This is a genomic window from Acinetobacter sp. NyZ410 (assembly GCF_022828975.1).
Lineage (GTDB): Bacteria > Pseudomonadota > Gammaproteobacteria > Pseudomonadales > Moraxellaceae > Acinetobacter > Acinetobacter guillouiae.
The window spans coordinates 1,206,276-1,224,380 of record NZ_CP094620.1 but is presented as its reverse complement, the minus strand read 5'-3'; the positions used below and the strand labels follow the sequence as shown (position 1 = coordinate 1,224,380).

The 18,105-nt window shown below is 37.7% G+C and carries 21 protein-coding genes and 1 tRNA gene; 11 read left to right on the top strand and 11 right to left on the bottom strand.

Going from position 1 to position 18,105, the window contains the following annotated elements; all coding sequences use genetic code 11:
- Positions 1-26: 26 nt before the first annotated feature.
- From dmeF to MTO68_RS05710, 7 genes are all read left to right on the top strand, one after another.
- A complete protein-coding gene (gene dmeF, locus MTO68_RS05735; protein WP_118901348.1) occupies positions 27-962 on the top strand; it encodes a CDF family Co(II)/Ni(II) efflux transporter DmeF in 936 nt (311 codons plus the stop codon).
- A gap of 679 nt (positions 963-1,641) precedes the next feature.
- The gene (locus tag MTO68_RS05730) at positions 1,642-1,899 is read left to right on the top strand and encodes a hypothetical protein (RefSeq protein ID WP_125316979.1); all 258 of its coding nucleotides are present in this window, start codon (positions 1,642-1,644) and stop codon (positions 1,897-1,899) included.
- A 3-nt stretch (positions 1,900-1,902) separates the two neighbouring features.
- On the top strand, positions 1,903-2,034 hold the full coding sequence (locus MTO68_RS23110) for a hypothetical protein (RefSeq protein ID WP_004677576.1): 132 nt from the start codon (positions 1,903-1,905) through the stop codon (positions 2,032-2,034).
- Positions 2,034-2,261 carry a hypothetical protein gene (locus MTO68_RS05725; protein ID WP_118901354.1) on the top strand — a complete coding sequence of 76 codons (228 nt, stop codon included), beginning with the start codon at positions 2,034-2,036 and terminating at the stop codon, positions 2,259-2,261. The genes MTO68_RS23110 and MTO68_RS05725 overlap by 1 nt, the downstream gene beginning before the upstream one ends.
- A gap of 8 nt (positions 2,262-2,269) precedes the next feature.
- Positions 2,270-3,121 (top strand): hypothetical protein, encoded by an 852-nt coding sequence (locus MTO68_RS05720; RefSeq protein WP_244015350.1) that lies wholly within the window; start codon positions 2,270-2,272, stop codon positions 3,119-3,121.
- 33 nt (positions 3,122-3,154) lie between these two features.
- Positions 3,155-3,499, top strand: a complete 345-nt coding sequence (locus MTO68_RS05715) for a hypothetical protein (RefSeq protein ID WP_023274801.1) — start codon at positions 3,155-3,157, stop codon at positions 3,497-3,499.
- A gap of 47 nt (positions 3,500-3,546) precedes the next feature.
- Positions 3,547-4,077 carry a hypothetical protein gene (locus MTO68_RS05710; protein WP_118901364.1) on the top strand — a complete coding sequence of 177 codons (531 nt, stop codon included), beginning with the start codon at positions 3,547-3,549 and terminating at the stop codon, positions 4,075-4,077.
- A gap of 112 nt (positions 4,078-4,189) precedes the next feature.
- Here MTO68_RS05710 and MTO68_RS05705 read toward each other — a convergent pair whose 3' ends face one another.
- From MTO68_RS05705 to MTO68_RS05685, 5 genes are all read right to left on the bottom strand, one after another.
- A complete protein-coding gene (locus MTO68_RS05705) occupies positions 4,190-5,104 on the bottom strand; it encodes a hydrolase or metal-binding protein (protein ID WP_118901367.1) in 915 nt (304 codons plus the stop codon).
- Positions 5,105-5,391: 287 nt separating this feature from the next.
- Entirely contained in the window at positions 5,392-6,441 is a 1,050-nt protein-coding gene (locus tag MTO68_RS05700) for a lambda-exonuclease family protein (protein WP_244015349.1), read from the bottom strand.
- Between the two features lie 156 nt (positions 6,442-6,597).
- The gene (locus tag MTO68_RS05695) at positions 6,598-7,632 is read right to left on the bottom strand and encodes a DUF932 domain-containing protein (RefSeq protein ID WP_244015348.1); all 1,035 of its coding nucleotides are present in this window, start codon (positions 7,630-7,632) and stop codon (positions 6,598-6,600) included.
- 17 nt (positions 7,633-7,649) lie between these two features.
- Entirely contained in the window at positions 7,650-7,916 is a 267-nt protein-coding gene (locus MTO68_RS05690; protein ID WP_005157510.1) for a hypothetical protein, read from the bottom strand.
- 121 nt (positions 7,917-8,037) lie between these two features.
- A complete protein-coding gene (locus tag MTO68_RS05685) occupies positions 8,038-8,922 on the bottom strand; it encodes an inovirus-type Gp2 protein (RefSeq protein WP_244015347.1) in 885 nt (294 codons plus the stop codon).
- A gap of 618 nt (positions 8,923-9,540) precedes the next feature.
- Here MTO68_RS05685 and MTO68_RS05680 point away from each other — a divergent pair.
- On the top strand, positions 9,541-10,473 hold the full coding sequence (locus MTO68_RS05680; RefSeq protein ID WP_004677587.1) for a hypothetical protein: 933 nt from the start codon (positions 9,541-9,543) through the stop codon (positions 10,471-10,473).
- A gap of 64 nt (positions 10,474-10,537) precedes the next feature.
- On the opposite strand, the gene MTO68_RS05675 is transcribed toward MTO68_RS05680, so the two are convergent.
- On the bottom strand, positions 10,538-11,608 hold the full coding sequence (locus MTO68_RS05675) for a hypothetical protein (protein WP_244015346.1): 1,071 nt from the start codon (positions 11,606-11,608) through the stop codon (positions 10,538-10,540).
- A gap of 157 nt (positions 11,609-11,765) precedes the next feature.
- On the opposite strand from MTO68_RS05675, the gene MTO68_RS05670 reads away from it, so the two are divergent.
- Together MTO68_RS05670 and MTO68_RS05665 are read left to right on the top strand one after the other, a co-directional pair.
- On the top strand, positions 11,766-12,056 hold the full coding sequence (locus MTO68_RS05670) for a pyocin activator PrtN family protein (protein ID WP_004677589.1): 291 nt from the start codon (positions 11,766-11,768) through the stop codon (positions 12,054-12,056).
- A gap of 22 nt (positions 12,057-12,078) precedes the next feature.
- Positions 12,079-12,345, top strand: coding sequence for an AlpA family phage regulatory protein (locus MTO68_RS05665; protein ID WP_004677590.1), 267 nt, complete (start codon positions 12,079-12,081; stop codon positions 12,343-12,345).
- A gap of 46 nt (positions 12,346-12,391) precedes the next feature.
- On the opposite strand, the gene MTO68_RS05660 is transcribed toward MTO68_RS05665, so the two are convergent.
- The 4 genes from MTO68_RS05660 to MTO68_RS05645 form a co-directional block, all read right to left on the bottom strand.
- The gene (locus MTO68_RS05660; RefSeq protein ID WP_004677591.1) at positions 12,392-13,603 is read right to left on the bottom strand and encodes an integrase arm-type DNA-binding domain-containing protein; all 1,212 of its coding nucleotides are present in this window, start codon (positions 13,601-13,603) and stop codon (positions 12,392-12,394) included.
- A 168-nt stretch (positions 13,604-13,771) separates the two neighbouring features.
- Positions 13,772-13,861, bottom strand: a tRNA-Ser gene (locus MTO68_RS05655).
- A 111-nt stretch (positions 13,862-13,972) separates the two neighbouring features.
- Positions 13,973-14,446, bottom strand: a complete 474-nt coding sequence (gene greB / locus MTO68_RS05650) for a transcription elongation factor GreB (protein WP_004722375.1) — start codon at positions 14,444-14,446, stop codon at positions 13,973-13,975.
- Positions 14,447-14,585: 139 nt separating this feature from the next.
- A protein-coding gene (locus MTO68_RS05645) for an IS3 family transposase (protein WP_244015345.1) occupies positions 14,586-15,802 on the bottom strand; the annotation gives its coding sequence in 2 pieces (ribosomal slippage) (positions 14,586-15,457 and positions 15,457-15,802; 1,218 coding nt in all).
- Positions 15,803-16,304: 502 nt separating this feature from the next.
- Here MTO68_RS05645 and MTO68_RS05640 point away from each other — a divergent pair.
- The gene (locus MTO68_RS05640; protein ID WP_004722376.1) at positions 16,305-17,414 is read left to right on the top strand and encodes a transglycosylase SLT domain-containing protein; all 1,110 of its coding nucleotides are present in this window, start codon (positions 16,305-16,307) and stop codon (positions 17,412-17,414) included.
- A gap of 83 nt (positions 17,415-17,497) precedes the next feature.
- Here the strand turns inward: MTO68_RS05640 and MTO68_RS05635 are convergent, their stop codons facing one another.
- On the bottom strand, positions 17,498-17,881 hold the full coding sequence (locus tag MTO68_RS05635; protein ID WP_004722377.1) for an SCP2 sterol-binding domain-containing protein: 384 nt from the start codon (positions 17,879-17,881) through the stop codon (positions 17,498-17,500).
- Between the last annotated feature and the right edge of the window lie 224 nt (positions 17,882-18,105).

The following is an 18,105-nucleotide window of genomic DNA, read 5'->3' as shown; positions in this document are numbered from 1 at the left end:
GGGTATTTTAACATGGTAATAACAATATGCTCAATCTTTTATCAACCCAACACTCTCATCAATTTGATGAGGGTAACCCCTTAGCCCAGAAAAAAATCTTGATTGCAACGATATTTACAGGCGTGATGATGGTTGCCGAAATTTTTGGTGGGATTGTGTTTAACTCTATGGCACTGCTTGCTGATGGCTGGCACATGAGTTCACACATGGTTGCTTTGGGACTGGCATATGTTGCCTACCGTGCTGCTCGACACTATGCCAATGATGAAAGGTTTTGTTTTGGTACATGGAAAATTGAAATTCTTGCAGGCTACAGCAGTGCAATTTTATTGATGGTTGTTGCTGCTATGATGTGTTATAGCTCAATTGAACGATTATTTAACCCAGTACAGATTCATTATAATGAAGCGATCCTAATCGCCATTTTAGGTTTAATCGTGAATCTGATCTGTGCATGGTTACTACATGACAATCACCATCATAGCCACGATCATCATGATCACCACAACCACGACCATCATTCCCACCACCATGAACATGACCTGAATCAAAAGGCTGCTTTTCTGCATGTTATTGCAGATGCAACCACTTCAGTATTGGCAATCATTGCCCTTTTTGCAGCAAAATATTTTGGATGGAATTTCCTTGATGCCGTACTTGGTATTGTGGGGGCAATTTTAGTTTCCAAATGGGCATGGGGTTTAATTAAACAAACCAGTAAAACCCTTTTAGATGCTGAAATGAAAGAACCAGTAGTTGAGGAAATTCGGGAAGTTATTACTGAGTTAAATCCAACGATACAGATTACAGATTTGCATGTCTGGAAAGTAGGTAAAGGTAAATTTTCAAGTATTCTTGCACTTGATACGCAGGATCATAGTTTAACCCCAGAAATCGTAAAACGTGCTTTATCCGTACACGAAGAAATTGTACATGCCAGTGTGGAAATCAATTTTAGATAAATAACTGATAATTACGTTATTCATCATGTTTTTACAAACTAGATAAATGAAAGAAATTTTTTCGGCTAAGATTACATTTAAGAAATAATGTAATCTTAATTATTAAAATCATAAAACCTATCCTTTCCGAAAAAATTCCTTACAGATAAATCACTTATACAACCAATATCTTAGACTATAAAAACACATTTATTCTCAATTGATTTATCAATCTAAAAAAACTATCATTGCCTTGCTGACCCTCATGGTCAGTCGGTTTTAGCAGACCGATCCACACGAGAGCATTAAAGGGCTTATAGCCTTTTTTTGTTTGCCCTGTCGTACCCCTCTGCGGTGGAACGGGAGGGGGACGCATTCGTGCGTGCTGGGTACTTGTGTGACCAGTCTGCTAACCCTCTTTCGTTCTGCCACCATCATTTAGCAGTGATAGGCAGAACTTGTTTAACACGCAAGGACTCTATCATGACTCACTATTCTCTATTACACCCAATCCCCATTTGTTTTTTGATTGAATTTAGGCTTTTAACTTAGCCATCGGTTTTTCATTCAGCCAATCGTTATCATGTCTTAATACTCATCGGTATTGAGATGATTACGTCTGCCTGTTTAATCTGGCTGCATAAATTCGCTGAATCAAAAACATTACAACAATTCCAAAAATTAAATATCGGGGAAAAACATGAACATACTCTCATCTCTTCTTTTGATCAGTATTACTGCAATCACTTTAACAGGCTGTGCCAGCAAAGCTGAACGTGAGTTCGTTAAGGGCTGCAAAATGGGCGGTGCTGATAGCTCTACCTGTGAATGTGTCTATGAAAAAATTGAAGATAAATATGGCACAGATCGACTGGAAGAAAAATTTTACATCATTAGCCAAACAGAAGAATTTCAAAATGAAATTGTTCAATACGGTATGCAATGTATGAAGGAGTAAGCCATGCGAGCAATTGCAGGAATTATTGTTGTCATCATTGCCATTGCATTTCTGGGCTTACCATTTATTGGATTCATGATTTTACTTGGGCTGTTCATGCTACTGGTGAACTTTGCAACTGGGGGAGATAAATAATGAAAGAAAACATTAAGGCGTGGGCTATCGGTGGCTATTTTATTATTGGCTTCTTTTTTACGGTTTACCAGAACTTCTGGGGTCAATACAGCTACAAGTCATTCGCCTATCACATTGGTCGGGGAATTGTCTGGCCTGCGGTCATGTTCCCATCAGTAGGTAAATTTATTGGTGGTGTAATTATTCTGATTATTATTGCACTGATAACGCTTAACTCAAGAAAATAGGACGACTTATGGCAAATATAAAATTATTTTGTATGGGGGCGTTATCTGTTGTCTTGAGCTTAAATGCAGGTTGCAATCAAAAATCATCAACAGATAATCCACCAACTACTGATAAGAATGAACGCAATAAAAAAGTAGAAGTTCCTATCGTCACTGTAGGTCAAGGGGAGGATTTGGAAAAATTCAATGACCAGTTACCGACATCGCAAGGACTTTTATCATTAAAGAAAATTGGTAAGGAGAATTTTGAGCGACCTGACTTATATCTAGGCGATAAAATTATACTCGCTTCCAAAGATGTTGATGATGATCGTATCAGTTTAGTCCGTCGCTTTAAGCTCACTCAGGGAGAAGCAATCTTGGTGAGTACAGATGTAGGTGGTTCAGGCACTTTGCCATCCTACTCAATCTTGTTGCTACTCAAAGGTCAAGCACCTAAATGGCTGAATAAGGATGATTTTTATAGCGAGAATGGCGATATTACTTATGCACAAAAAGGTGATGTCATTACGATTGGCTTGGGAATCAACGATAAGGGCTTAAATAAAAGCATCGTGTTAGAAAATGGGCAGTTATTAACCAACTTATTAGAGACAGCCAAAGGTGGACTTCCTAATAACGACTGTAAATGGTTGCATGATGAGCTATTGCCTAATTGTGAACAACAGCCTCCCGAAGACTGCAATGAAAATGTGATTCCTGAATCTTCTATGTCTATGGCGATCACAAGAAGTTTGGGGCAAATCAGACTCAATCCTAATTTCAATGAACAATCCGTAGCAGAAGCTTGCTATCAGGCATGTATTAAACAACCTATCCCTGATTATAAAGACTTCAAAAAATCGGTATGTGGTGGATAACTTTCACCATCACTTATATTCAAGGAAAGACTTATGAAAAAATTAATCATGGCAATACTTTTAAGTATTGCAGTTCCAGCAATTGCACAAGCCAAACCAGCAACCTGTCAAATCGAAGATAGTGGCAAAACCATATATAAGGGTAAGTGTAATTTTGATCCACAAGGTAACGGCAGCTTTTATATTAGCCACCCTAGTTTTGCTAAAAAATTAAATTTTGAAGGCATCATGGTTTGGATTGAAAGTAAAGATCAAGCTGTTGTTCAAGCAACAAAATTGAGTGGTGGCGCATCTACATGGGGTGAGGCGACTCGCTCACAGAAAGAGAAAGCCTGCTGGGTTGGTGATTGGTTCAAAGTCTGTACTTGGGCGCAATAGCATATTAGCTACTGTCTATAATTATTTAAATTTTAAAGGAATATTAAATGAAAAAATTTATTATCGTTGCTTTAGTCACTGCTTGTACAACTTCTGTTTTTGCAGAAGATTATTTCCTGATTAATGGTAAAAAGATTGGATTACAGGAAAGCCAAAAATCTGTAATTGCCAAGCTAGGTAAACCTAAATTTGTAGATGGTGGTGGTAGTCTTAATTGGGGTAATTATGATGACCCTGAAATTACAGCATCTTTTAGCCAATATGGGCTGAATACCTTATCTACAAGTAAAGGTTCTGCCGTTATTAATGGTAAAACGATTACCATCGGTAAAGATACACCAAATACCAGTAAGTCTAAAGTGCAACATTATTGTGAGGGATTTGATGGTGGGAATAGCTTCCGCCAATATAATCAATCCACTCGTGTAGGAGCAGAAGGTGAAATCTATATTTCTTTTGGTACTTATGGTGATGGGAATACCAGTAATAAAGCCTTGATGAGTAAACCAATCGAATCTATTAGTCTTGGTTATGAAGACCCACTTACAGATTTTTCTTCACCAAAATGCAATCATTAATTAAGAGTAATTTAGTCTAAAAAATAATTGTTGCGTTAAAGTATGGCTACACCTATGACCAAAAAAATAAGGGAATCCATTTTCCCTTATTTTTATATTTCAATAAGTTGTTTTAACTTATCGCCTTAACACTTTGCCTAAGTCCATGTTGAATCTGCATGGCACTGTCTACGGTTTGACAGGTATTTGCTGCATGCTCAGGCTGTGTATCAACAGCATTTTGTTGATCACTATAAAACTCCTCCACAATATCCAGCCCCTCATCACCACCCACCTCAAAACTGGCATTGCCATAGCCTTGCCGTGCCACATGATCCAGAGCTTCCTGATAAAACCCTGCTGCCTTACTCACTTCATCAATCTGCTTGGCTGAAACAATCGCATCCTGTAAATTCACACCGTCACGTAAAGTTAAGTCCACGTAATAGATCGGAGTACGATAGCTTTGCGTGGTACTTTTCCCTCGTAAAGTCAGTTGCAAAGGCAAGCATGACAGTAGATTGCCCGATGCCGCATGGTAATAACTCAGCCTTGCTGCCAGTGTCCGAATACTGTTAAAACCTGTGGTTCTAAAAATGAATGTGCCAAACTCATCCGATTCATCTAAATTCACGTAGAGTCTGCCATAGGGCTTACAGAGTCCACCTTGTGCCAGTGGGCATAAATCAGGCGACGGACAAGGATGTTGCTCAACGCCGTTCTGTCCGAGTCGCTGACAGGTTTCCCCATTGCCTGAGCAAATTAAACGTCCAGTCTGTCGATCAAATAAACTGTACTCTGCCCGAAGATTGAGTTCAGGCTCATTAAAGATCATCCGTACTGGAATGGTTCGGAGTTTTCCATTTTGTGCCTTTTCCCGAAGCTGCTCATCCAGTGGATGTTTAACCCAACCATCTTTATTTTGAATCTGGCTGGTAATAGTAAACTGGTCATCCTTTTCAGGTAGCCGCTTGCCATTCTTTTCAACAACCTTGCCAATACTAATACGCCCCAACACAGGTGGGGTAATTGCTAAACCTTTAATCATGGTGATTATCCTTTATTGCATTTATTTACGGATTCCCCAAATCCATTGAAGGCACTGTCTCCTACACCATATTGCTAACCCTCCTGAAAAAAACGACTTCCAATCACAGGTCATGGGAGAAAACATTGTGCGAACATAAAAAAATGCAAAGCTGCTCCACCGTCCTTTCCTTAGTATTGGGGAAAGGACAAGAGGGGCGACTTTGCACAAATTTTAAATTTGGGGAAATAAAATGGTTTGATGTGGTGTGTGATGGAAATAGGTCTCAAACGGTTTAGTCAGGTGATTTAGGTTGTTGCAGAATAAACATTAAACCGTCTGCTGCCCTGACGAGACTGTGGGTACTGTTGCAGGAGTTCAGGCTGTGCCTGTAACAATGCCTTTTGATCCAGTACCACACTGTCCTTTGATTTTTTCCATGTCACAGTACCATTGGAAAAGATGGCTTTCTCGGCATCTTTCATGAGTGCCTGAATCCGATGCTTGAGATAGTCATATTTAGTCTGATGCTGTGCCAGTTGTTTTTCCTCATGCAACAGATCTGTAAACAGTTGATCAACACCCTCCAATGTGGAGAAATCAACGGACTGTAAAGGGATATGTTGAGGGTAAAGTAATTGCAGGGCTTTGGCGGCTGATTCACTGGCATCGACACTCGGTGGTATGTCATTTTCCACACAGCTCCAGAATATCCGTTCAGAAGTCATGATTTGGTCTATCACAATTTCATTGCGTTCAACCTTAAAGATTTTGGCTTCATGCCCACAGATCAGGGCACAGATATGCGCTGCCTGTTTGCCTGTCACTGCCAGTTGGTGCTGTACCTGAATAATCACGTATAAAGGCACACCATCACGCCAGAGTTTGGTTCCCCATTCCCCCACTGATTTACACTCCAATATCTGTACTTCATCACAGCCTACAACGGCATAGTCCAGATTCGCCAGCATAAAGTGTTTGTCAGGATCAGGATGCTGTAACACTGCATTGACCTTACGCACTTTATGACCTGTCTTGTGCTGGTAATAATTGGCAATCAGAGGTTCAAGCTGATTGCCCCAATATAAGGGTGAATAACTGTTTTGGGTGGGTTGATCAGGCTGGTTCTGCATCCGACCTGTTTTAATCATCCATAGTTCCAGCATCGACATGTGGGGATTAAGCCCACAAGCTGCGGCTGCATCACTGCTACCGATGCCTTGTTTGCGTACCTGTAGCCATTGTTCACGGCTCATGCCTTTGGTTTTAGCAAGCCGTTTGGCACGACTAGGATTAGGTTTAGCTAACGGTAAATGTGGTATGGATTTACTGCTTTGTGGTTCAACGATATGGTTCATGAGATACTCCATGTCTGTAAAAATTAAAATTGCGGCATAAAAAAAGCCGCATCGGGGCGATGCGGCAAAAGGGAGTTTTTGGATCAAGGGAAATAGAGGATTTAAGCAATGGGTATATTCCTTAGGCTAATTTGATTAGCTCAAATCCAATTCAAGTTAGACCACCATTCTGAGTGCCTGTTCCAGTCCTCGCTGTTTCATGGCTGCACCTGTACCAAACCAAGCAGAATCCAGTCGGTGATCAGTACTCATGGCTCGACGTTCGTGATCGACAAACTCTGTGATGCTACACAGCAAACCATAGGCTGTCCCTTGGGCTGAACTGAGTTCTGCACCTCGTCCCTGACCATTAAACATATCCATGACTTTCGACATGGCTCGTCCATTCGGTTCGGTCTTATTGGTTGCATTGGCTTCATTTGCCACATTGCGGTAGAACTGGATAATGCTGTCATCCTGTTCAGCAATGCTGAGACTGGTATTGTTAAATACCGCATCAAAATAGGCTGCCGCTTCCTGTTGGGTGACTTTACGCTGACTCAGTTGCTTCATTTCATACATATGCTCATCCCATGCACGAACGGAAATACCCAGTTGCTGTTTGACCTTTTCCGCATCAAATCGGGTACTGTGCGGAACTTTCACTACGCCTGCACTGGTACTGCCATTACGTAAGGCAATCGCCAAAGTGTTATTACACACCACACGGATAGAGGTAAATTGTGCCGTTGTGGCAAGCGTCCCATCACAAGCTGTCGCAAGAAGAATATAGCCATTACTGACATCCTTGCCCTTGAGTGCTGTACTCTGTCCTGTACGTGCCAAAGCCCAGAACTTTTTACCACCTTTGAGTACCCCTGCGGTTTCCAGTTCAAAGCCTGATTGCTCGGTCAAGTCTCGATAGAACTCAAGGATTTCTTTGGGTTGAACTTCCTGAAAGCGTTGGCTGACTACTGATAAAGGTGCATGGGTATCAGAACGATACAAGACACGCTGTTCCTCATAAGGCAGGATGATGCTTTGTCCCCGATCATTCTTTGCCATGTAACTGACATTGGATGATTCAATACGCCAATCCATGCCTGCCTGCTGCGCCCAGACTTCAATGGGTTGATGTGGACTGAGTTGATTACCCAGACCATGCCACGGGGTTTCACCGACATACGCCATTTGTTCAAGTTGATGTGCCATGATGATTTCTCCTGTCCCTAGTTGAAATTGCACTGGCAATTGTTGCAATGAAAATAAGCGGTAGGCTGCTGTGATTGGGATGGTTGAACCAAACTATCAATCAAGCCACCCACCACTGCCCCAGCTAGCCCACCCAGTAATGGTGAAAATGGTGTAGGCAAACTTTTGGCAAGGCTTGCACCAATTCCTGCACCTGCCATCGAAGAAAAACTGTTATTGCCAGTAGGCTGTGCGGTTGCACGGCTAACATTAGCTGAATAGCAATATGGACATGTAATATTCATAAGATAATCCTCATTAAATGAAAAAAGGCTTACCAATCGGCAAGCCTATGTTTTTGAATGTAAGGGATAAAAGAAACATTCAATCTTCATGTTAATGATATATATCTGTGATTTTTTGGGATCAACGTTGTGACATAGCAAAGGTTTTCATCTTCTTGGTGGCTTTAATTCTAAGATATTGTTCCTTTTTAGGTCGTGCTAAATATAATAAAACAGAACGCATTATCTCCACTTGGTACTTTAAATTACTGTAAATGACTCCAATCCCAACCATTCCATTTTCTTCATATTGCTTTAAATAACGACGATCATGGCAATTAAAATAACATCCATCCCCATCTGTAATATCTTGCCATAATTCACCCATATCATTCGCAATCGTCCATGCCCCTATACGGTCTCGTTCATCAAAAATAAATACAACATGGTAATGATAACCTTTGCTTTCAACCCCTTGTTCCAAAGCCCATACCAGTAGTAATACATCATCTCCATATTTAGAGCGGTTTACTTTTCTAAGGAAACGCTCCAGATCATCTTGTACTCTCTGGATATTAACATTAGTGATATAACTTAACTCGATACTGACAACCAATAGGGCCTCATAGCTTTTGGTTAATTCAGTTAATCGCTTATCCAGATTTCCAGCATGCTGACTTTCATTGTAACGGTGTTGTCGTCTTTCGTTTAAATGAGCACTTTTCATGGTATTGAAATATCTTTGCCACTCATCAAATGATCTACGCTTTAAACATCTCAACAAGTCTGTTGGTGAATCCAAATCAAGGTGATACTCATATAATAAATTACAAAATAACTGCAATAAACTTGAATAACTAAAATCGGGATTATAGACTTGATTAAAGTCAAGGAGTAATTCACAAAAGTTTTTATAAAAAGATCGAGGCTGTCTTTTTGCATATAAACTGGATTGTATAAAATCCTCTATCTCAAGGGATAGATTTGCTTCACAGATTTTACTTGATGAGGTGTTTTCAAACTTCATGGTCACTTACCTATAGTTTAGAACTATATGAAGTGACAATTATTTTAATAATTAAATTTAAGATTAGAGATTATTGAATTAAGTTCTTTTAATGAATAGTTTAATAGGTTGATTATATATTTATAAACAAAGTCATTACACATAATTAAAAGTCAGATCAAAATATATTAAAGAACTATTCAAACACAATAATATCAAGGCTTTTAGTGTGATCAGCCTTTAAATAAATTAAGATAAATCGAGTTAAAGTTATCCGATGGTAAATATATAAAAAATTTGCTATCATTCATGAGTATTCTTTTATTGTCTCACTGATATTAGATACCTATCATTGTGGTTGTCTACAATATCTGGTGGTGCACTATTGCAGAAACGCCTTTTGTATAACTTCAATTTTGTCACTTCCATCATCTGAATGACAAAGCCAAATGATACAGGATTTCGTGATGTGTCATTGCAGGTAGTGGGTACAAAATTGTGCTTTGGTATACCTTCAATAGGCTATAAAAAAATTATTAAAAAATCACGCTAAATCGTGGCTAAACATAGGGAAAAACTCGTTGAAACTCATACTCACCTTTAATAAAGTTTATATAAATCTTAGTAAAGGAAAGCACCATGAGCTACACATCATGCAACGATGATCTAATCAAACTGGTTAAAGAGTTGAAAGTTGAAGATACTGTCTGGTTACTTCATGTTATCAATAAGGATGCTATTGAGTTTGAATCACGTATAGATATAGAGGATGAACATGATCCACAATTAATGGATAAGGACATTGATAAATTAAACTCAATCAAAGACCTTAATGAGTTGAAAAGCCATTTAATTTATGAGCTAAAGGATAAAACAGAGACTACTTCTGAAATTTTCATGGACTTGATTAACAGTTATAAAGAATCGCTCATGATTAGAAGTCGTGATTTTTCAAAATATAAAACAGATAGGCGATTATTGAGTTTTGCACTTTACAAAATATCATCTGATAATCGTGATATTTATCGCCAAACCCAATCCATCTCGAACACCTACGTTCGATTCCTTTATATTATTTTTACTTATAATCGCTATTACAGAAGTTTTAAAGAACTTGATCGTATAGAAAGAAAGTATAGTGAACTTATTAGTGCAAAGACTTTGCACTTTAAAAACTATGATCATCCTGAGTTCTATAAATGGGCAAAAACCTACATCGACAAAAATACATCAGACTTCAGGGAGTTTAATCAGATCGAATTTACGCCTTTACAAGATGTTGATTTTGGTGTTTGGGTTAATTCAATCTTTGATATTATGTATCATGCAAATCAACATGCTTATATCAACCTAAAAAAACAATTGTCTAATGCTTGGTATCAAAAATCTTATCAAAAAAATAGGAAAGGAAGAGAACATCATTATTTTCTAACAGATGAAGCTAAGAAATTACTAAAAATACTTGCAGCAAAACATAAGAAAACTGAAGATAGAATGATTGAACATTTAATTAATAAATGTGCAATTGAGGAAGGTATTACTATAAATGAAAAATTCTTATATTCCGTTTAACAATTAGTTTTGCATAATTCCACTTAGGGTTGTATTAATATTTTAATACAACCCAACTAATTATTTAAAAGTTTAATGACATTCTCATCCTGTCATAAAAACTATATAAATCAATATAGCGTGAATGTAAAGTTCTGTTCTTTAATTCAAAACCATATTTCAATATTTCTTCTAGTGCCTTATTATCACAAGGCTTCTTATGCGGTGACTTACCATCATATAGCTCATAATACGTTGGGCTATCTAGGTTACGCTCCTTAGTGTGAATTAAATGCCAACAGCCTATAAAACCAATACAATCTGGAATTTTTTTAAAAAATAAAGCTCCATGACCCAAAACCTCACTTAGGTTCAGTATATATTGTTCTACATCTTTTTTATTGTTTATATCAATATCTAAGATGCTGGTAAAATTAAAATTTTCTTTAAGTTGCATTTTTTTTACTGACCGAATAGCTAAAAAGATACGCTCTATTTCTTCTAGCGAACTATTCAAATCTATTTCTATTTTCCTATCTTTAAATTCTTTTTCAGTATCAAACTGTCTTTTTAAAATATCAAACTCAATAAACAACATTGATCGGATAAATGAATTTTTAAGAAAGTTTTCATCTATTGTCGATTTGTAAAATTTGTACTGTTGAGTAGTAAGTATGCCCAAATCTATAAATCTTTTATATGCCACAATAGAAACATTGTCATAATCGAAATAAAGACATTGTCTCACTACTTTATAAATTGTCCCCTTATCTAACCGTAATTTTTCAAAATGGTTAAATAAGTTTTCCATATCATCTAAAAACTCATCTTCACTAAAATCATATTGTGCAAAGTTCTTAATGATTTGACTGAAAATAAAATTTGCTTTATCGAATTGCTCTTGATCAGTTGGGTCTTCAATTTCAAATGGAAGATTTAGTTTCATCTCAAGACCGCATAATACATAGTGTTTATACAGCTCCGCTATTTTTCCCTCATTTCGTCTAACTGAATTGATGTGATCAATTATGGACAATAGATCAACATTGAAAGTATTTTTGGCATGATTAAAAGATGCAAGAGACTCAACATCATTAATGAATAAATAATCCATGATGTTAAGCGCAGCAGTTTGAGGATTGGTTCGTTTTGGCATTTGTAAAAAAAAGTTCCCTTGTTTTCTGCATTTTTACATACCTCATGCCGCATTACAATCCCCTCTGACAAAGCAACACAGAAAAGTGTCAGGCTGCACCTGCTGCATTTTTTCGCCTTGCTTAGGTTTGTCTCAAATCAAATTTAACGGAGTCGTTATGAATCACCTAAACACAATTGATTATTTATTTTTACAGTTCCGATCAATTCACATCAAACTGGAGGACATCAGAGCTGTGTATTACTCACATTTATGCCCAGAGAAAATGAAAGAAAAAGCTCGTCAGCAGCAATTGCCTTTCACATGCTTTCGGATTGATGAAGGCAGTCAAAAAGGTCATTTTTTTGTGGAAATTCATGAATTTTCTAAAGCTATAGATGAAATTTATTTAAAAAATCGTCAGAGCTTTACATCAGCCGTGCAAAAATCAACCAAGCCTAAAGAATAATACACGGACGAGGGAGATTAAAATGTTAGAAGCTCGCTATCGTGTCAAGGATTTGGTGAACTATCCTGAACGCCCAGCAAAGGACTATGTAGATCGTAGTGGTCGCAGACGTCGGTTGTCTTATAAGCCTGCAACCAAAGGCTTGCTGAATGTTGCGGAATCAACTTTCTGGAAGATGATCCGTCGGGGTGATTTTCCTGAACCGACATACTTAACCGCCAGTATGCCAACGTGGACGGAAAGCCAAATCAATGCTTGGCTTGAACAAAAGACATTGAAAGCTGCATAAATTGAAATAGCCTGTCTCACATGACAGGCTTTCTTCTTGCTGATTATCATATAGGCTCAAGCAGGGACTCCAAATAATCAGCCCATTCCTGCATCATCTCTTGGCGTTTATTCAGAAACTTGGTTCGGTTGTAAGCTGTACCATTGTTGTCTTTTACCTTATGCGCCAGTTGATGTTCAATAAAGTCCACACGCTGCTCCAGAATCTCATCCAGCATGGTACGTGCGGTTGCTCTAAAACCATGTGCCGTCTGCTCACCACCATAGCCCAAGCGTTTTAAAGCAGAGTTGATAGTATTGTCAGAAATACAGGTTTTACCATCCCGACCTACAAAAATATATTCACTGTATGGATGTAAATCAATGATTGACTCAATCAACTCAAATGCCTGATCTGACAATGGCACAATATGAAGTTGCTTGGTTTTACTAGCAGTAAATTTAAAACAGCGTTCTTGGGGGTAGTAATACTCTTTTTTAAGCTGACGTATTTCGCCAGGTCGCTGAAAGGTCAGTACAGATATTTTCAAAGCAACCTGTGTGGTGAGCAAACAGCGTGCATGTATCTGTGAGTAATTCCAGACTTTGTTTAGCATTGGTGCTAAATCCTGTTCTTCAGTCACGGCTGCAAAATTACCACCTTGCGGTTTAGGTAGGTCAATATCTTCAATCGGGTTATATTGAATCAGCTTCTTTTTACGTGCCGATTTAAAAATTTGGTTGAGGTCCGACTTAAGGCGTTTGGCAACAGACAAAGCACCACGCTCAATAATGCGCTTAAAGATCTTAATCTCAAGAATTTCTAAGGTAAGTTGTGGAAAGGTTAAATCACCAACGTAGGGATAGACATCATGCTTTAAACGACGGATCGTCTCTTCATCTTGTTTTTGCTCTAGCTCACGTTTATAGAGCCATGCTTCAGCAACGATACGAAAGGTGTTTTCTGCTTCTTTCTGTTTCTGAGACTTGGTTTCAATCCGCTCCATTGCTGGATCAATACCCTGCTTGATAAGTTTCTTATATTCATCACGAATAGTACGAGCATCATCTAACGAAACTTCAGGGTAAGTCCCCAAAGATAAATCATTACGCTTGCCTAAGAATGGACGTGTGTAATTGAAGATCCAGTACTTGCTACCGCTCTGATCAATACGCAGATACAGATTTCCCCCATCTGACAGCTTATACATCTTGTCAGGATCGGGTTTAGCTTTTTTAACCTGTAAAGCACTAAGCTTGTTAATTCCACGAGTCGCCATAATTCAGACATAAAAAAATGCAGTAGAGAATAATCTTACTGCATTTTTTACTACTTTATAACTGCCGATTGGTATAGTGCGTCACGGCTTGTCATATTGTAAATTTCCAACTTTAACCTTACAAATCAGTAACTTATACAGTGTTAAACAGTGTCAGAAACTTGAATTTGGCGGAAGCGGTGAGATTCGAACTCACGGAGGACTCACACCCTCGTCGGTTTTCAAGACCGGTGCATTAAACCGCTCTGCCACGCTTCCAATGGCGGCTATCATATAAATAAAATTGCAACTTGGCAAATCTTTTTCAGTATTTCTTCAATCAAATGTACAAAATAAAGTCAAATCTCGCTAATTTGATGAATATTCAAGCTATTCATAACGAATTGAATTGATATACCAACGTTTTTTCCCTGATGGTGTATCCACTTCTGCCTCATCATCAACTTGTTTAGACAGTAAAGCTCTTGCCATCGGTGAATCAATTGAGACATGTTGCGGATGATGGTCATAAATTTCATCTACTCCGACCAGACGTATGGTTTTTTGTTCACCTTCGTCATTTTCTATTTCAACCCAAGCACCAAAATACACTTTACCTGCTTGTTCCGGAGAAAAATCGATAATTCGTAATTCTTCTAAACGCTTCCCCAAATAACGTACACGACGATCGATTTTTCGAAGCAGCTGTTTATTATACTGGTAGTCAGCATTTTCAGAACGGTCACCCAGACTGGCAGCCCATGTCACTTTCTTGGTAATTTCAGGTCGTTCTTCGCGCCAGAGATGTTGTAACTCGGCGACCAACAGATCATGCCCTGAACGGGTAATTAAATTAGATTTCATGATTTAAAACCATTTAAAATACATATGCACTTGATACTTATTTTTTAAAAAATGTTGCTACAGTCTACAGCCAATAGCGTAAAGATGTCAGCTCAAAAATAGCGCATTTGTCTAGTCCTGAAATAGGTTGACACTTATTTCACACAAACGCTCGATGAACTTCATCGGGCGTTTTGTATTTTAGTGACATATGCGGTCTACGAATATTATAAATTTTTATGGACTCTGCAACCATTCGTTTAGCGTCTTCAAGACTCTTTGGTTTATGAAGTAAATATTCATTCTTCAATATACCATTCACTCTTTCAGCTAAAGCATTTTGATAACAATCATACCCATCTGTCATAGAACATCGAATATTATGTTTTTGATGTAATTCCTGATATTTCTTTGAACAATATTGGATACCTCGATCTGAATGATGAATCAATGAGGATTGTGGGGCTTTACGTTCCTTTAATGCTTTGATATATGCTTGGCTAACAGCTTCTGCACCTAAATTGTCATCTACATGATAACCCACTATTTTTCTAGACCAAGCATCGGTTATTAGACTCAGATAGGCCTCTCCTGTTTCTAGTGGAAGATAGGTTATATCTGCAACCCAGAGCTGCTCCGGTTTCTGCGGTATCACTTGCTCAATTCCAAACTTAATCAAGTTAGGATGCTTGTGAAAACGATGATGACTATTCGTTGTCTTATGATAGGCGCGTTTAGGTTGTACTAATAAACGATGATCTCTGAGTAAATCAAACAACCGATCTCTACCAATTTTGATACCCATTATCGTGTTCAGTAAATAGTGAAGTTTCCTTGTACCGATACGAGGTTGAAACATTCTTTCTTGCTGAACTTGTTGTAATACATCCTGTTCATGCTTATATCTTAAACAGGCTTGCTTGCATTGCTTATAATAAGCTTGCCGAGTTGTGCCAAGATAATAACAACATTCAGTGATACTAAAACCTACCGTCTGCTTTTCTTTGATTGCTTGCCTTGTGGCTTTTTTGTGGTGCTCACTCCGTAATCTCGTTCGAGTATGTTTATGATAGTTTCAAATAACTCAGCCTTTCTTTTTGTTTCATATAATTGCTGCTCAAGCTCTTTGATTCTTTGTTCTGGTGTTAGCGGTAAAGGATCAGACATTTGTTTTTCTCCATGACGAAATGGGGTGCCTTGACTCCAATCTAATCTACCATGCTTCCTCAACCAAACTAAAACGGTAGCACAACCTTGAATGCCATATCTGTCTTGAGCTTGTTTATAAGTCATTTCACCTTTTTCAACTTGATCTACGACTGATAATTTAAAAGCTAAGCTGTAATCTCTTTGTGTTCTTTTTACTATTGTTTTCATTACACTCTCCAAATTTAAGTTTAGAAAGTGTCAACCTTATCTAGGATGGGACAATTTTAAGTTTTAAAAAGTAATAAAATCGTTTTTTTCCTATTTAAATTCAGACAGAAAATTCAATCAGAAAATCTTTTAAAAGTGGTAATTCTTAACTTACATTTGGAACATTTGCTTACAGTTTTTGGCAGCGTATTTCAGTTTTAAAATTTCTGCATTTTTTAAAAAAATATTCTGTTAAAAATCATTATCTTAAATATTTTAAATTGATCATTTTTCATACAAAGTTTGACAGATCTAAAAACCGCCTATATTATGCGCACATGTTTTATGAGTTTATTTTTTTAATTTTGTAGTTTTTCTGCAAAATCTTTCTATCCCACATGTCATTTTTTGAATGACGTTCATGACTGCCCACCCTTATTGAATTTACCAACTATAAGAAGTTTTTAAGCGTTTTTGTGCTTATTACTTTTTAGGGCAATAAATTACTTGTAGCGGAGACAACATGCACAGTAGTTCAACCTCTGGGTCGAGGCTTAGCCTTAACTCATTTTTTCGTGCGCTGCCAATCAAAACTTTAGTTTTATCCACTGCATTAATTCCTTTTAGTATTAATGCGAGTAAGAACAATCAATACAATGCTGTAGTTAATTCGAGTAAATTGACTGTAGTTGCGGTTTCCAATCCAAGCATCGTGTTTAAGGATGGAGACTATAAGCATGGCTTCGGCTATGACTTAGCCCATAACTATGCTGAAAGTTTAAACGTTAAACTTGAGCTTAAAACTGTTTCTGACAATGCAACAGCATTGAAAATGGTTGCTCAAGGTAAGGCGAATTTTGCGATTACCACCGCAAATATGCAAAGTATCGAAGCAGAACGCTTAACCTCATTTTCAGCAAGCTGTGGTGATTTCAACAGTTTAAAAAGTAATGGTTTAAACCCAGAATTAAATTGGGTATTTAAACAAGCTGAAGATCCATTAACAGCAACAGCAAGTGGTTTCATTTGCCAAAGCAAACAAAATGGCTCAACCCAGCAACTTGCCTCATTTTATAATCGTAATGTCGTTAAGAAAGACGACTGGAACGTGATCCAACGTGACTTAAGTTCTCGTCTACCGATTTATAAAGCCAGCTTTAAGCGCTCTGCGCAGCAATATGGCCTAGATTGGCACCTACTTGCTGCAATTGGTTATCAAGAATCATATTTAAAACCAGACTCTGTTTCTCCCACAGGTGTCCGTGGTTTGATGATGTTGACCAATACCACCGCCAAAGAAATGGGTGTCAGTAATCGTAGTGATCCCGCTCAGAGTATCCAAGGCGGTGCAAAATATTTTGATATGATGTTGAGTCGTTATTCTTATATTCGTAATCCAGATCGTCATTGGTATGCTTTGGTTGCATACAATATGGGTCCTGGTGCAGTTGAAGGTATTCAAAAGCGCATCAAAGCACAAGGTAAAGATCCCAATGACTGGATGAATCTTTATAATTATTTGACACGTAATCAAGCAAGTAATGGTCGTTATAAACAAGCAGTACAGTATGTCACACGTATTCGAGCTTATTTAGAACACATTAAGACCACACCTCGATTACTAGAAATTTAATCTGTATTTTAAATCGATTGGATTTGTAAAAATCAGGCAATAAAAAAGCTTACTCTCGGGTAAGCTTTTTTATTGTAAAAAGATTAAGCAGTTTGCTCTAATACTTTCTTAAATAAATCTTTTTGCTCTTGGCTTGGTTTGGCAGTTTGTAAAGCCATCAATTGAGACATATCACCTTGAACTTTGATTTTGCCTGTCATAAATGCTTGCATTGCAGCAGCCATATCAAATTCTAAGAATACTTTACGAAGTGTTTCAGCATCCATGTTCAATGTTGTTTTCGCATTTGCAGAACTACCTTTGACGATTTTTCCGCCGTCTAAAGCAAGCTCTGTGTTGCCATCTGCATCTGCAACAACCAAATTAATTGCTAAACCTGAAAGTGCTGGTGGTAAGTTTAAATCACCTGCTTCAGCAGTTAATTTTTCAACATTTGCAAACCAATCATCAGTTAAAAATGCAGGCATGTTCATTCCTCAAATTATTTATTCAATTTATTGTGTTATCTATCCAGACAACATCAGGTTGAAGCAGTTTTGCTTGCCCAATGTTATAGCATGATAATTTCAATTTGGGCTAAAGTTTTTTGTACGGACTGTTCATGTTTTATCGGTTTTATCGTTTTATTTTTTTAAATCAGGCACTCATCTCAATATGAATGCCCGATTCGTTCATTTAATTGGCAAAAAAG